The sequence below is a fragment of the Tropicibacter naphthalenivorans genome, assembly GCF_900176475.1.
Classification (GTDB): domain Bacteria; phylum Pseudomonadota; class Alphaproteobacteria; order Rhodobacterales; family Rhodobacteraceae; genus Tropicibacter; species Tropicibacter naphthalenivorans.
Window position 1 is genome coordinate 25139 of the sequence record NZ_FWXX01000009.1, and the last position, 14735, is coordinate 39873.

Below are 14735 nucleotides of genomic sequence, written 5' to 3' on the forward strand. Positions count from 1 at the left end.
CAATGGACTGGATGGCATGGACCTGGCCGACCGCGATCTTCTTTATGGTGATCGCCTTGGCTCTGATCCTCTTTACGATCCTCGCGATCAAATTCCCCGAAACGCCGCGCGTTGGCGTTTTGCGGATCGAAACCACGCGCGGCGACCGGCTGTTTATCACGCTTCTGGGCAGCGCCTTCATCAATCTGGCGTGGCTGGGGCTGGTTGGCCCCGACACGCAGCCGTGGGCGCTTGGCGTCTGCGCGATCTACGCCGCAGCGGTGTTTCGCTGGGTGTGACGTGAACACGCGCGCCCCTGTCACAGGGGGCGGCGGAACCAACATCAAGTTCGATAAGGGAGGAAAACCACATGAACTTTTCGTTGAAATCCACCACCGCACTGGCGGTGGCGCTAAGCCTGACGGGCGGGGCGGCATTTGCGGACATGGACGCCGCAAAGCAGTTCCTCGACGCAGAAATCGGTGATCTCTCGGCCTTGTCCCGCGCCGATCAAGAGGCCGAAATGCAGTGGTTCATTGACGCCGCAGCGCCGATGCAGGGCATGGAGATCAAGGTCGTCTCCGAGACCATCACCACCCACGAATACGAAGCCCAGGTGCTGGCCCCGGCCTTTACCGCGATCACCGGCATCAAGGTCACCCACGACCTGATCGGCGAAGGCGACGTGGTCGAAAAGCTGCAAACCCAGATGCAGTCCGGCGAGAACATCTATGACGGCTATGTCAACGACTCTGACCTGATCGGCACGCACTGGCGCTATCAGCAGGTGCGCAACCTGACCGACTGGATGGCGGGCGAGGGCGCGGATGTGACCTCTCCGACGCTGGACCTTGGCGATTTCATCGGCACCGACTTTACCACCGCGCCCGATGGCAAGCTGTACCAGCTGCCGACCCAGCAGTTCGCGAACCTCTACTGGTTCCGCTACGACTGGTTCAACGACGAAAAGAACAAGGCCGACTTCAAGGAAGCCTTTGGCTATGATCTGGGCGTTCCGCTCAACTGGTCGGCCTATGAGGACATCGCCGAATTCTTCACCGGTCGCGACCTGAGCCACATGGGCGTTGATGGCGAGGTCTTTGGCAACATGGACTACGGCAAGAAAGACCCCTCGCTGGGCTGGCGCTACACCGATGCGTGGCTGTCCATGGCCGGCGCCGGTTCCAAGGGTGAGCCGAACGGCCTGCCGGTCGACGAATGGGGCATCCGCGTCAACGAGAACTCGCAGCCCGTGGGCTCTTGTGTGGCACGCGGCGGCGCGACCAACGGCCCGGCAGCGGTCTATGCTGTGACCAAGGCCATCGAATGGCTTGAAAAGTACTCGCCCCCCGCGGCCGCTGGCATGACCTTCTCCGAGGCAGGCCCGATCCCGGCGCAGGGCAACGTCGCACAGCAGATGTTCTGGTACACCGCCTTTACCGCGGACACCGTCAAAGAAGGCCTGCCGGTGATGAACGAGGACGGCACGCCCAAGTGGCGCATGGCCCCCTCGCCGCACGGCGCCTACTGGGAAGAGGGCACCAAGATCGGCTACCAGGACGTGGGCAGCTGGACGTTGATGAAATCGACCCCGGTCGATCGCGCCAAGGCCGCGTGGCTGTATGCGCAGTTCGTGACCTCCAAGACCGTGGACGTCAAGAAAGCCCATGTCGGCCTGACCTTCGTGCGTGAATCCACGATCCAGCACGACAGCTTTACCGAGCGTGCGGACAAGCTGGGCGGTCTGGTGGAATTCTACCGCTCCCCGGCGCGGGTTGCGTGGTCGCCCACCGGCACCAACGTGCCTGACTACCCCAAGCTGGCACAGCTGTGGTGGCAGAACATCGGCGACGCCATGTCCGGCTCCAAAACTCCGCAAGAAGCGCTGGACGCCCTGTGTGAAGATCAGGAAAAGGTCATGGCCCGGCTCGAGCGCGCTGGCGTTCAGGGCGACATCGGTCCCAAGCTGAACGACGAGATCGACCCGCAGGAATGGCTCTCGCAGCCCGGCTCGCCCAAGGCCAAGCTGGACAACGAAGACGAGGCGCCCCAGACGATCGCTTATGACGAGCTGATCAAGTCCTGGCAGTAACCCAAGTCTTGGTCGGGGCGCTTTGCGGTGCCCCGACCGCTTTCCCATCCCTTGATTTTTCGGCCGTTCGCCTGTTTTCTGGCCTCTCTTCGGATCGAGGCCACAGCGCCCCGCCGCCCAAACCCTCCCCCCACGAGAGGCCCGCATGACCCATATTCTTGCCATTGATCAGGGCACCACCTCGACCCGCGCGATCCTGTTCGACACCGATCTTCAGGTTGTCGCCACCGCGCAAGAAGAGTTCCCGCAGCATTACCCCGCATCCGGCTGGGTTGAACATGACTGCGGCGATCTGTGGACCACGACGGCGGCGACCTGCCGCGGCGTGATGGAGCGCGCCGGGATCAAAGCCGAGGACATCGCCGCCATCGGCATCACCAACCAGCGCGAGACGACGCTGGTCTGGGACCGCAAGACCGGCAAGCCGATCCACAACGCCATCGTCTGGCAGGATCGCCGCACCTCCGAGCTGTGTAAATCTCTCAAAGCCGAAGGCTTCGAAGAGGTCGTGACCGACCGCACCGGCCTGCTGCTTGATCCGTATTTCTCGGCCACCAAAGTGGCGTGGATGCTCGACAACGTCGAGGGCGCGCGGGCGCGGGCCGAGGCCGGAGAGCTGGCCTTTGGCACCGTCGATAGCTGGCTGGTGTGGAACCTGACCGGCGGCGCGCAGCACGTCACCGATGCCACCAACGCCGCGCGCACCATGCTGTATGACATTCGCAAGGGCCGCTGGTCGCAGACCATGTGCGACAAGCTTGGCATTCCCATGTCCATGCTCCCCGAGGTGCGCGACTGCGCCGCCGACTTTGGCGAGACGCGCGCCGATCTGTTTGGGGCGCCGATCCCGATCCTTGGGATCGCGGGCGACCAGCAGGCCGCCACCGTGGGGCAGGCGTGTTTCCAGCCGGGCATGTTGAAATCCACTTACGGCACCGGGTGCTTTGCGCTGATCAACACGGGCGACACGCCGGTCCGGTCGCAAAATCGCCTGCTGACGACGATTGCCTATCAGCTGGACGGCAAGCCGACCTACGCGCTCGAAGGGTCGATCTTTATTGCGGGTGCGGTGGTGCAGTGGCTGCGGGATGGGCTCAAGATCATCCGGGACGCAGCCGAAACGCAGCCACTCGCGCAAGGGGCCGACGACGCCCAGGAGGTGGTCATGGTGCCCGCCTTTACCGGGCTTGGCGCGCCCTATTGGAACGCCGAATGCCGCGGGGCGATCTTTGGTCTGACGCGCAATTCCGGCCCGCAGGAGTTCGCCCGCGCCGCGCTGGAAAGCGTCGGTTTCCAGACCCGCGATCTGCTCGAGGCGATGATGGCGGATATGAGCGCCGCTGGCGAAACCGGGTTCGGCCAAAGTGATGCCGCGACGCTTAGCGACAGTCATAGTGCAACCCTTCGCGACAGTCGCAGTGCGACCCTTCGCGACAGTCACAGTGCGACCCTTCGCGACAGTCACAGTGCGACCCTTCGGGTCGACGGCGGCATGAGCGCGTCGGATTGGGCCATGCAGTTCCTGTCGGACATCATCGGCGCGCCGGTCGAGCGCCCGACGGTGCTTGAGACCACCGCCATGGGGGCCGCGTGGCTTGCTGGGCACAAGGCCGGTCTGATGCCAGCAATGACAGAGTTCGCGGCCACTTGGTCCAGCGGGGCCCGGTTCGAGCCCGCGATGCCCGAAGACACCCGCGCCGTGCGTTACGCAGGTTGGAAAAAAGCGGTCGAGGCGACGATCGGCTACGCCTCTTGATCCGTCTGCCGGGAATTGGCGGTGTGACGGGCTGAAAACCCGCCCCTCTGGCGGAGGTGACGGGGCAGGGCCGGCCGCCAAGCCAAGGGGTTTTCCCGCGTTTTCAGAGGCTTGAAAGTTGTTCCTTGGTTTTGCTCAAAAAGTGAAATTCGCCCTTGTAAATCCGACGTTTGGCCAGCTATACCCGTCGGCGGAGACGTGGCCGAGTGGTCGAAGGCGCTCCCCTGCTAAGGGAGTAGGCGGGAAACCGTCTCGAGGGTTCGAATCCCTTCGTCTCCGCCACTTGCACAGTGCAAACCCGAAAACAGGTCCCTCGCGGGGCCTTTTTCTTTATGTGTCAAAGGGGTTTGCAGGAACCATCCGCCCTTCGGAGACTGGCCGCCTGCGCGAGATCGGTCTCCAAACGCCCACCGTCTCTTTCCACCCGCCCCTCGCTCTGGGCGAGACGGGTTCAAAACCTCCATACATTTCAATGAACTGACGGGGTCGCGTTGCGCCCGTTTTTCGCTGGTTCCGGCTTGTCTCAAAGCGGATGGCGACGCGACACGGGCGGCGTGATCGTTGGTATATCTTGGGAGTCTTGCGCGAAGTCTCTGATGACAAACGCAGTTTCCGCCCCTAGCCTGGCGAAATGTCGAACGGGGCCTGGGCAGATCAAGAGAACGACCTGATCGTTGCGGATTACTTCGCGATGCTGGCCGACGACGTCTCTGGTCGCCCCTACAACAAGGCCGAGCATCGGCGCGGGCTTCTACCCCTGTTGAACGGTCGGTCCGAGGGATCGGTCGAGTTCAAGCACCAGAACATCAGCGCCGTGCTGAAGGGGCTGGGTGAGGACTGGATCCCGGGCTACAAGCCCGCCTTCAATTTCCAGATGACGCTGGTGGATGCCGTGGCGCGTTGGCTAGCGCTGAACCCGGCTTGGCTCGGCCGCCATTCGGGTACCAGAGCGACGACCGGCCTCGCGGAGGCGCGGCCGATCTGGATCGGGCCGCCGCCCACCTTGTCGAACCAGCCGCCGCCGCAGGAGTTGGAGCAGATGCTGCACATCGCCCGCAAATTCGATGTCGCAGCGCGAGACGAGCGAAACCGCGCCCTCGGCCGTGCCGGTGAGGAGCGCGTCCTGGCGCACGAACGAGCCGCCCTGAAATCAGCGGGCCGCGACGATCTTGCGCGCAAGGTCAGGTGGGTGTCGGAGGAGGATGGCGATGGTGCCGGCTACGATATCGCCAGCTTCGCGCCGGATGGCCGCCCGCGCCTGATCGAGGTGAAGACGACGAATGGCTGGGAGCGCACCCCTTTCCACATCAGCCGCAACGAGCTGGCCGTGGCCGAGGAGCGGCGCTCGGAATGGTCCCTGTTCCGGCTCTGGAACTTCGCGCGCGAGCCGAAGGCGTTCGAGCTGCACCCGCCGCTGGACGCGCATGTCTCGCTGACCGCGACGTCCTTTCAGGCGAGTTTTCATTGAACCTCTACAAAGGTAAAAAATGGCGGCATATAAGATCGTAAGACAGCAATCCAACAATAAGACGGGCAGGAAAAGTTGAAGCAAAACCAAGAAGTCTGGCAACAACTCATAAGTGACGATCTGGCGGGCATGGGGGAATCGGAGATCCTCAAAAGATACCGGGTCCTCAAGAAAATCAGCATCGACGATTTCAACGGAAGATTCGGCGCTGGCACTAAAAGTGCAGAAAATAGAGCTGTCATAATTGACGTGGAGACAACTGGCTTAGGCTATCAAGATCAAGGTGTCACCCAGGTGGCCATGATTGAGGTTTTCTACCAAGACAGCAGAATTATCAGAATAGGAAACTCGTATAAGGCCCTTCATGATCCTGGAATAAATATTTCACACGAGGCCACACTCGTTACCGGAATAGAAAACTCCGATGTTCAAGGAAGAAGTATTGATCCCCGCGAGTTAACTGATTTCATAGGGAGCCGTGAGACACTCTTGATCGCCCATAATGCCTCGTTTGATCGCCCGGCTTTGGAGAGAGAGTTCTTCCCACAATTCCAGGCTAACCCTTGGGCATGCAGTCTCTCAGATGTCAACTGGCTAGCGCGCGGGTTGGCTGGAAAGCTGGAACTGGCTCTGTGTCAGCTAGGATATTTTTATGAAGCACATGATGCGCTCGAAGATGTTATTGCCGTTGCCTATTTGCTCAATCATGTTGACGAACGTGGGCAGACCGCATGGTCAGAACTGGTCGCTGGTTCTGATGTAAAGGGAGGCATGATACAAGTGGCCCTTGATGGAAAAAACAAGCGCCCAAATGTCTTTGAGCACTTCAAGAACGCGCTGAGTCCCCGAGGTTTCCGGTACAAGCCTGCTTTAGAAGCTGCCGGTGGACGAGCAAGTTTCCTTAAATCTTACAAGTCGCTTACGTCTGAAGATGCCGAAAGTGATCTCTCCTACATTGAATCTGAAACTATCGCACAGGAGGTGATCATATACGAAGTTGAGTCGCGAGATCGGTTTACTAACAGAACTGGCACAGCAATTACCAAACCTATCAAGCGCGATTTGAAATTTTAGGAGTTGAGAAGTTGCGCCGAATGCTTGTGGGAGTATCGGGCCGACCTCGACGTTCAAATTGTGGTCTTGTCTAACGCCTGCTCAGCCTGCACCATCCATGTCTCCCCCGCCAGAAAGCACAGGTCGTATAGGCTGACCGCCGACGCCTCGTGGCCACAGGTCAGGCGCTTCAGCACTTCTGGCGCTAGATAGGCGAGACGCAGCTGGCGGCTGACATGGCGTTCGGCCAGACCGACGGCCTCGGCCAGTTCCTGGATCGTGGCGAACTCGCCTGCCTCCATGCGACGCCGCCAGCCCCATGCCCGGCCGATGGCGCGCAGGATGTGCGGGTCCTGCGTCTGATCCTCGCTGGGGCTGTAATCGGCGGGCGGCATGATTTTGGGCCGCCCGTTCTTCTTGCGCAGCTTCAGGGGGATCAGCACGCGGATCGTGTCGTTGCTTCGTGTCAATCGGCGGCCTCCATGTCGCGCGGAGCGATCATTTCGCGGATGACGCCCGCGACGCCTTCGCGTCGGATGTCGACCTCGAGCCCGGCGGCGGTGACGGTGACGCGCCGGACCAGAAGCTGGATGATCCGCGCCTGCTCGAGCGGAAACAGCTGCGCCCAGAGCGTGTTGAAATCATGCAGCGCCGCGATGGTTTCGGCCTCGGACACCTGATCGCGCTTCAGCACCGCCAGCACCTGGGTGACCACCTCGGGCGTCTGCAGAATGCGCCGGACCTCGGTGACGATGGCGTCCTCGACCATGCCCGCAGGCAGGCGGACCGGTGCTTGATCGCCGCCGCTGTCATCCGCCGTGGTGCGGTTCTTGATCACGTCCATCGACACGTAATAGCGATAGAGCTTGCCGCGTTTCTTGGTCGCGGTCGGGGTCATCGCCGCGCCGGTGTCGGTGAAGATCAGGCCCTTCAGCGGCGCGGGCGTCTGCATGCGGCTGTTGCTGGACCGCGCGTGGCGGTTGCCCTGCAGGATGGCGTCGACCTGATCCCAGACCTTGTCGGTAACGATGGCTTCGTGCTCGCCCGGATAGGCCTTGCCCTTGTGGACGGCCTCGCCGCGATAGACGCGATTGCGGAGCACCCGATAGAGGTAGCCCTTGTCGATCAGCGTGCCCTGCTTGCTGCGAAACCCCTCCCGCCGCAGTTCCTTCGCCAGCATCGTGGCCGAGCCGAGTTCGACGAAGCGCTCGAAGATCCGACGCACCGAGGCGGCCTCAGCCTCGTTGATCACCAGCTTGCGGTCCTGCACATCGTAGCCGAGCGGCACATAGCCGCCCATCCAGATCCCGCGCTTGCGCGAGGCGGCGACCTTGTCGCGGATGCGTTCGCCGATGACCTCGCGTTCGAACTGGGCGAAGCTGAGCAGGATGTTCAGCGTCAGGCGCCCCATAGAGGTGGTCGTGTTGAAGGATTGCGTGACCGAGACGAAGGTGACGCCATTGCGGTCGAAAACCTCGACCAGCTTCGAGAAATCCATCAGGGCGCGGCTGAGCCGGTCGATCTTGTAGACCACGACCACGTCGATCAGCCCGTCGTCGATGTCGGCGAGCAACTGCTCCAGCCCCGGCCGGTCCAGATTGCCGCCCGAGAAGCCGCCGTCATCATAGCGGTCGCGGGTGGCAACCCAGCCTTCGGATTTCTGACTGGCGATATAGGCCTCGCAGGCCTCTCGCTGGGCGTCGAGGCTGTTGAATTCCATGTCGAGCCCTTCCTCGCTCGACTTGCGGGTGTAGATGGCGCAGCGCAGGCGGCGGCCGGGGCGCGTGTTCATGTCCATAGTCAAACCTCCCGCGGTCGGACCTGCAGCCCGAAGAAACGATAGCCGTTCCAGCGCACGCCGGTGATTTCCCGCGCGATGCCGGAGAGCGATTTGTATTTGCGGCCCTGCCACTCAAAACCGTCCTTCAGCACGGTAATGGTGTGCTCGACCCCGTTCCATTCCCGGATCAGCCGCGTGCCTGCCACCGGATTACGGGGATCCGCGATCTGGTTCTTGCGGCGGGAGACGCCCTCGACCTCGTCGGCAAGCAGGTCCAGCATGCGGCGGGTCTCGTGATCAGGGCCGCCATAGGTCAGTTCCTGCAGGCGATAGGCGATGCGGGCCTCGAGAAAGGCACGGCTGTTGTTCGGCGCGGCGCTGCCGAAGAGCCGTTCCCATTCGGTCTTCAGCTCTTTCACCGACATGACCTTGAGCGCGGCGATGCGCGACAGGACGCTTTGGTCCAGGCGCACGTCCTGCCCGGGCTTGGGCGGCGATATCTTACTGTGATGCTTCATCAATTCCTCCGATGCGGATGCGTTTCCTGCGACGACCACCGCTCTTTCGGAGCGGGTAGTCCACGGAACTGTCTCCTTCGGTGGGCGATAAAGAACTGGACTTCCCGGCGTTCAGGCGAACGACGCCCGCGGCGAGGATGCGGCCCAACTCGGCAAGTCGGGCATCGGGGGACATGCGTTCAGGGCAAAGAGGATTGGGCCCGGAAACCGGGTCTTCGGGGGGAATGGACATGGCGGGTTTTCGCGACTGTTGTGATAGGCAAAATGTGTCGCGAAATCAGAAAAATATCAAGAAAATCAGTTTATTACGACCTAATTGGGGCGCTGCGCGCCGTGGCGAAAATCTGCGTAGCTGAAATGTCCCCGCGCGCTCATGTCGGTCGGGCGGTCGTGGCGAATCAACCCGTCCGGCCGTCCATGAACTTGTCGAAGCTGTCGAGGACCGGTTCTTCCTCCAGATCGGCCATCTCCCATCGCGACGGGGCGCGGTCGGGGTAGAGCAGAAGCGAGATCGTCATCTGGTCATTGCTGGGCGAGAACACCGTCATCTCGTGGACCGGTTCAGAGCCGAGCCAGACGCCGGCCGGATGGCGGCAGCCGTAGCGGCCTTCTTCTCCGTCCACCTCTTGCGCGGCAAGCGAGGCGGGCGGCAATTCGATCACCTCTTGCCGTGCCCGGTAGAAAACCCCGGACTTAAACAGCGGTTCGCTGGACCAGGCCCAGTCGATGAAGCCTTCCTTGCCGACCACGATCATCGCGCGCTTGTCGGTGATGGTCATCCATTTCAGGATCGCGGCGGTCAGCGATACGGCATAGCGATCCGCGAGCTCGGTCATCACGTCGATGTCGATGATCCGGCCTTTGATCTGCTCGCGGAAATCGTCGAGGGGCATCAGCAGGTAGGAGGCGAATGTGTTCGCCTCCGCCTCGATCCTGTTCCGTGCCTCATCCCAGTCGGCCATGTTACGGCTGGTGCATTCCAGCCCACGCGGGTTGGCCTGCCGGTGCAGGAGGTAGTGCCCCAGCTCATGGGCCAGCGTGAAGTTGCGCCGCCCCGGCGACCGGATGGTCTCGTTGTAGACAATGCCCCACTCGCCGGAGCCGCTGGGATGCGGCATCAGCATGCCTTCGACGCCCTTGGAGAGTTTCAGCCCTTGCACCATCGTGATTGGCGCGTCCGGAAACACCTGACGTGAGAAATCCTGCGCCAGCGCGGCCACATCGATGGGGAACCGCGGAAGTCCATGCGTTCCTTGCACCATCGACAGGATCTGTGTCAGGCGGATCGCCCACCCCTTCGGCGTCGTCGGCAGGCTCAATCCTTCTTCCCCCACATGTCGATCATCTGGTTGATTTTCTGTTGGTCTTCGGGATCGAGCTTGCTGAACTTGCGGAAGAAGGCCTCCTTCAGAACCTCGTCGCTGGGCTCCTCGCTGTCATCGAGCAGGTAGTCGGTCGTGACCTCCAGAGCCTGGGCGATGCGGGTCAGCTTCTCGCCCGACGGTTTTCGCGTATCACGGTTCTCGAGTTCCCAGAGGTAGCTCTTGCTGGAGTCGGTCAGCTCGGCGAGCTTGTCGAGGGAATATCCCTTTTCCTTGCGGTGGCGCTTGATCTTCGCGCCGAGGGACGTGGTCATCGTATCATCCTTGGTTTCCTTGGTTGCAGGACGTTTGTTCGCTATGCCGAACAAAATTGTGCCGCGCAAGTAGACGTGGCAATTTGTTCGGTATATATCGAACAACATCGTATCGCATTTTCGCGATTCCGTCCTCCTCCCCGGCCAAAGAAAGGGCTCTCATGACCGCCATCGCCGCGTTCCTTCGCAAGACCCCCGTGATCCGTCTGCAGGATTACTTCACTGCTGGCGGGTTCACCTCGCTTGCGCCCATCGACTGGACGAAGCCGGAGCCCGAGGTGGTGGAGCCGCTGATCAACGCCGTCGACGCCATGTCCGATGAGGAAAAGCAGCGTGTCGTTCTCGCTGCGGCCCGCGTGGCGGCGCTGGCGGATGAACCCGGCCAGAACGCGTTGCAGAACGTCGTGCTGAACCGCGCGGTGTTCGATACGCTACAGGGGGCCAACAACCGCTCGCTCTGGGTATTCCTGAACGAGTACGATCGGTTCCGCAAAGCCGAGGAGGTGCGCTACAATGACGAGCATCGCCGGACGCGGTCGTGGAGCGGGTTCGGCGTCGATCCCGATCTCGCGGTCAAGAAGGACCCGGTCTCGCTCGCCGCGTTTACGGCCGCGATCCGCGAACGGTTCGAAACGCCCAACGTCCATGTCGACATCTTCGACCGCCACCGGGTGATCCTCGAGGGCGAGGAATGCGAATTGGTCCAGGTCGCGGTCTACCGGGAGGGGCGTCCCGAGGACACGCTGGGATTCGATGCCAACAGCACCCTGTCGCGTCGGATCGTGAAGCCGGTCTTCGAGGCGGCGCTGACCTATGAGGCTGCGACCGGCGTGATCGAGGTCGTGGCCAAGACGCGCGAGGACCGGATCGACCTGACCCGGTACATGGCGCGCGACCTGCTGGGAATCACCCTTGATGAAGAGCAGGCGCTGCCGTGGCGCGAATACGATCTTAGCATGCTGCTGCGGCCGTTCGACTTCCCGAGTGATCCGGCCGACGGGATTGCCGGCGTGACCGTCAAGGAACTGCGCCTGATGGATCTGGGCGATCCGAAGGAGCGCATCACGCTCGAATCCATGTCGGGTGCCGACCGGACGATCTGGCAGATGGCGGAACACCGGATCGGCCTCGATATCGGTGGCGGCGCGCGTGTCTTGGGTGGCACCGGCGACGTGGCGGAATGGGTGGTCACCCGTGCGCGCTTCACCATCAAGTTCCACCCGGGCCCCGATGGTGGGCGGGGCAAGTCTTTGTCGTTGACCGTGACCATGCCGCATGGCTGCAACCTGAAGGACATGACCCCGCAAGAGCGCCTGATCGGCGAAAAGTATCTGCGGCTCTGGGGCATCCTGAAGGACGACAACGACGAAGGCGACGTCCTTGAGTAAGCGTGCGGTCGACCTTCTGCTGCGGGCCATGGAAGCCCGCAGCATGTCGCTCCAGGCATTGGCGTTGCACCAGGTTTCGCGCAGCGCGACCGACGCTTTGATCGCGGCCAAGCTGCTGGTGCCGAGCGGGCACGTCCCCGTCGTCGCTGCGATGGACGACTATGAGGATGAGCCGGTCGAGGCCACCTGGTCGGCTGAGCTGAAATCTTACGGCTATCACGACAGTACCGGCCGCTGGGTCAAGGTCGCCCATGAGGACATCGCGGCGTGCAAGGTCGACTACGGTCTGGCTCTTGCCAAGATTCTGGTGGCGTTCGAGCGTGCCGGACCTTCACGCCCGACACCCTTGGTTACGGATCTCGTCTGGGAGGTGGGAACCATCAAGCTCGCCGGAGCGAAGGCCCAGGTGCCCATCTGGTTCGCCCGGCGGCTTGGCGATCCGGGGGTCTGGGCTCAGCTCGAGGCGCTGATCGGACGCAAGCCGCCGCAGGAAATCCGCATCATTCTGACTTCCACACCCGGCGAGCGTATCCCTGAGACCACCCAGAAGCGCAACCACATCATCAACGTGGCGGATGTTGCGGGCGATCCGGCAAGGCTCGCGATCTCGGCACAGGTCCTCGGGGCTCGGGTGTTCCCCGAACAAGTGCAGCGTCGTTTCCCGATCGATCATTCGGATGACTACGGCATCGTCTGGCTGCGAGGCGAAACCCTCACCTTCAAGAGCCCCAAGCAGCGTCGCTTGTTGAACGTGTTGTTCGATGCATACGAAACAGGTTCTGCAACATGCCTGACAGAAGCCGTGTTGTATGAAGCGGGCTACAAGGACGGCACGAATTCATTTTCCAAGGTGTTCAGCGGTCGCGACGACTGGCGCTCGTTCATCAAATACGCCGACGGAAACTGCTGGATCGAGCCCTGATCCGGTCAGCCACCGCCATCTCCAAGGCCGTCCATCAGGGCGGCCTTTTGCTTTTGTGCCTCTCCTACCGGCTTCCCTACCAGTGCCCTCCCCAAGCCCTCCCACGCCCTCCGCCATGTTGAACCCGCAAGTGTTCGCAGAAATCCCAAGGAGGTTCACATGGCGACCAGGCACCTTTCCCAGATCGAGCTGGCGGCTCGCTGGAACATTTCGCACCGCACGCTGGAGCGCTGGCGGTGGACGGGCGAAGGCCCGAAATTCATCAAGCTCGGCGGCCGGGTGATCTACCGGCTCGAGGATGTCGAGGCCTTCGAGGCCGAACAGATCCGCGGCGTGGATCACGAACCCCATCGTCCGATGTCGGCGTGAGGGGGCGGAATATGACGATCTCCAACCACATCACCCTGGCCGATATCCACCGCATGCCGGTGGGCCAGATCGCGGCGCTGCCCGCCGATCAGCTCGCGCTGCTGAAAGGCGCGGCGGACGAGCAGCTGACGCAGGCGAAGTCGGTCGCGGACTGGCTCGACGGCGCCATCTCTCTGAAATACGCCGACCGCGCCCAGGACACCCGCCAGGAGGCGGGCAAGGACACCGGCACGATCCGGTTCGAGGATGACGGCGTCACCGTGATCGCCGAACTGCCCAAGCGCATCGACTGGGATCAGGCGTTGCTGGCGCAGATCGCCGAGAACATCGCCTCGGCGGGCGAGGACCCGGCGGAATTCATCGAAACCAAGCTGTCGGTCTCCGAGCGCAAATACGGCGCATTTCCGGAAAGCTGGCGCAAGGGCTTCGAGCCCGCGCGCACGGTCCGCACCGGCAAGCCCAAGTTCCGCCTCGTGCTGAACGAGGAGGTGCGCTGATGGCCATTTCGCTCGCGTCCCTGCGCACGACCTCGGTGCTGACCCCGCCGCGCATCCTGATCCACGGCGTGGCCGGGGTGGGCAAATCCACCTTCGCAGCCGATGCCGACCGGCCCGTCTTCCTCATGACCGAGGATGGCCTAGGCAAGCTGCAGGTGCCCCATTTCCCGCTCGCGACCAGCTATGCGGAGGTGGCTGAGGCGCTTGATGCGCTTCTGAACGAGGACCACGATTTCGGCACGGTCGTCGTCGACAGCGTCGACTGGCTGGAGCCGCTGATCTGGGCCGAGGCCTGCAAGCGCAATGGATGGGCCTCGATCGAGGCGCCGGGGTTCGGGAAGGGCTATGCCGAGGCGCTGACCATCTGGCGCGAATATCTCGACCGGCTCAACGCGCTGCGCGACCGCAAGGGCATGGTGGTCATCCAGATCGCCCATACCGACATCAAGCGTTTCGACAGCCCCGAGCACGAGCCCTACGACCGCTATGTGATCAAGTTGCAGACCCGCGCCTCGGCGCTGCTGCAGGAGCATTCGGACGTGGTGCTCTTCGCCAACTATCAGATCTCGGTCGCGAAATCCGATGTTGGCTTCAACAAGAAGGTGACCCGGGCGCTAGGGTCCGGTGCGCGCGTCATGCACACCGAAGAGCGCCCCGCCTTCCTCGCCAAGAACCGTTACGGCCTGCCGGAAACCCTGCCGCTGATGTGGTCGGAGTTCCTCGCGGCCATGCCCCAATCCCAATGAACTGAACAAGGACAAGACCATGGCACGTTTCGACAAGTCCTTCGACGCCACCAGCGTCGAGCCCACCACCGCCTACGAGCTGCTGCCCGCCGGCAAGTACCGCGCCCAGATCGTCGAGAGCGAGATGCGCGTCACCAAGAACGGCATGGGCCAGTTCCTCTGGCTGATGCTCGACATCCTCGAGGGAGAGCACAAGGGGCGGAAGATCTTCGACCAGCTGAACCTGGTGAACCCGAACCCGACCACGGTGGAGATCGCGCAGCGCACGCTCTCGGCGATCTGCCACGCCACGGGCCGGATGCATGTCAGCGACAGCGAGGAGCTGCACCTGATCCCGATGACGATCCAGGTGAAGATCCGCCCGCCGAAGAACGGCTACGGCGAGAGCAACGCGATTGCCTATCTGTCGCCCGAGCGGGGTTCGGCCCCGGCCGCCCGCTCGGCAAAGCCCGCGCCCGATCCGGCCAGCTCTTCGGTGCCGCCGAAAATGGCCTCCGCGCCCTGGAACAAGAAGGGCTGAGCACCCGCGCT

General features: G+C 62.4%; 16 protein-coding genes and 1 tRNA gene. 12 read left to right on the top strand and 5 right to left on the bottom strand.

Annotation, left to right across the window (positions count from 1 at the left end):
* Positions 1 to 2: 2 nt before the first annotated feature.
* The 6 genes from B9A11_RS16410 (at position 3) to B9A11_RS16435 (ending at position 6369) form a co-directional block, all read left to right on the top strand.
* Positions 3 to 278 (top strand): DUF2160 domain-containing protein, encoded by a 276-nt coding sequence (locus tag B9A11_RS16410; RefSeq protein ID WP_058248974.1) that lies wholly within the window; start codon positions 3 to 5, stop codon positions 276 to 278.
* A 71-nt stretch (positions 279 to 349) separates the two neighbouring features.
* Positions 350 to 2071, top strand: coding sequence for an ABC transporter substrate-binding protein (locus B9A11_RS16415; protein ID WP_058248973.1), 1722 nt, complete (start codon positions 350 to 352; stop codon positions 2069 to 2071).
* Positions 2072 to 2216: 145 nt separating this feature from the next.
* Positions 2217 to 3827: a glycerol kinase GlpK gene (gene glpK, locus B9A11_RS16420; protein ID WP_058248972.1), complete on the top strand. Its 1611-nt coding sequence runs from the start codon at positions 2217 to 2219 to the stop codon at positions 3825 to 3827.
* Positions 3828 to 4019: 192 nt separating this feature from the next.
* Positions 4020 to 4109: transfer RNA gene (locus tag B9A11_RS16425), tRNA-Ser, on the top strand.
* A 349-nt stretch (positions 4110 to 4458) separates the two neighbouring features.
* The gene (locus B9A11_RS16430) at positions 4459 to 5295 is read left to right on the top strand and encodes a protein NO VEIN domain-containing protein (RefSeq protein WP_058248971.1); all 837 of its coding nucleotides are present in this window, start codon (positions 4459 to 4461) and stop codon (positions 5293 to 5295) included.
* 75 nt (positions 5296 to 5370) lie between these two features.
* A complete protein-coding gene (locus B9A11_RS16435) occupies positions 5371 to 6369 on the top strand; it encodes an exonuclease domain-containing protein (protein ID WP_058248970.1) in 999 nt (332 codons plus the stop codon).
* Between the two features lie 53 nt (positions 6370 to 6422).
* On the opposite strand, the gene B9A11_RS16440 is transcribed toward B9A11_RS16435, so the two are convergent.
* The 5 genes from B9A11_RS16440 to B9A11_RS16460 form a co-directional block, all read right to left on the bottom strand.
* Positions 6423 to 6818, bottom strand: coding sequence for a hypothetical protein (locus B9A11_RS16440; RefSeq protein WP_058248969.1), 396 nt, complete (start codon positions 6816 to 6818; stop codon positions 6423 to 6425).
* Complete coding sequence (locus B9A11_RS16445; protein WP_058248968.1) at positions 6815 to 8146, bottom strand: recombinase family protein; 1332 nt, start codon at positions 8144 to 8146, stop codon at positions 6815 to 6817. Before B9A11_RS16445 ends, B9A11_RS16440 begins: the two co-directional genes overlap by 4 nt.
* Before the next feature lie 2 nt (positions 8147 to 8148).
* Positions 8149 to 8646: a DUF2924 domain-containing protein gene (locus B9A11_RS16450; RefSeq protein WP_083499935.1), complete on the bottom strand. Its 498-nt coding sequence runs from the start codon at positions 8644 to 8646 to the stop codon at positions 8149 to 8151.
* Between the two features lie 398 nt (positions 8647 to 9044).
* The gene (locus B9A11_RS16455) at positions 9045 to 9965 is read right to left on the bottom strand and encodes an ImmA/IrrE family metallo-endopeptidase (RefSeq protein WP_058248967.1); all 921 of its coding nucleotides are present in this window, start codon (positions 9963 to 9965) and stop codon (positions 9045 to 9047) included.
* Positions 9962 to 10282: a helix-turn-helix domain-containing protein gene (locus B9A11_RS16460; RefSeq protein WP_058248966.1), complete on the bottom strand. Its 321-nt coding sequence runs from the start codon at positions 10280 to 10282 to the stop codon at positions 9962 to 9964. Before B9A11_RS16460 ends, B9A11_RS16455 begins: the two co-directional genes overlap by 4 nt.
* A 161-nt stretch (positions 10283 to 10443) precedes the next feature.
* On the opposite strand from B9A11_RS16460, the gene B9A11_RS16465 reads away from it, so the two are divergent.
* The 6 genes from B9A11_RS16465 to B9A11_RS16490 all read left to right on the top strand — a co-directional run bounded on the left by B9A11_RS16465 (position 10444) and on the right by B9A11_RS16490 (position 14724).
* Complete coding sequence (locus B9A11_RS16465) at positions 10444 to 11670, top strand: hypothetical protein (protein WP_058248965.1); 1227 nt, start codon at positions 10444 to 10446, stop codon at positions 11668 to 11670.
* Entirely contained in the window at positions 11663 to 12592 is a 930-nt protein-coding gene (locus B9A11_RS16470) for a hypothetical protein (RefSeq protein WP_058248964.1), read from the top strand. Before B9A11_RS16465 ends, B9A11_RS16470 begins: the two co-directional genes overlap by 8 nt.
* Positions 12593 to 12751: 159 nt before the next feature.
* Entirely contained in the window at positions 12752 to 12961 is a 210-nt protein-coding gene (locus B9A11_RS16475) for a helix-turn-helix transcriptional regulator (RefSeq protein ID WP_043869387.1), read from the top strand.
* An 11-nt stretch (positions 12962 to 12972) separates the two neighbouring features.
* Positions 12973 to 13458: a hypothetical protein gene (locus B9A11_RS16480; RefSeq protein ID WP_058248963.1), complete on the top strand. Its 486-nt coding sequence runs from the start codon at positions 12973 to 12975 to the stop codon at positions 13456 to 13458.
* Positions 13458 to 14204 (top strand): ATP-binding protein, encoded by a 747-nt coding sequence (locus B9A11_RS16485; RefSeq protein ID WP_058248962.1) that lies wholly within the window; start codon positions 13458 to 13460, stop codon positions 14202 to 14204. The genes B9A11_RS16480 and B9A11_RS16485 overlap by 1 nt, the downstream gene beginning before the upstream one ends.
* Positions 14205 to 14223: 19 nt before the next feature.
* The gene (locus B9A11_RS16490) at positions 14224 to 14724 is read left to right on the top strand and encodes a DUF669 domain-containing protein (protein ID WP_058248961.1); all 501 of its coding nucleotides are present in this window, start codon (positions 14224 to 14226) and stop codon (positions 14722 to 14724) included.
* Positions 14725 to 14735 lie beyond the last annotated feature (11 nt).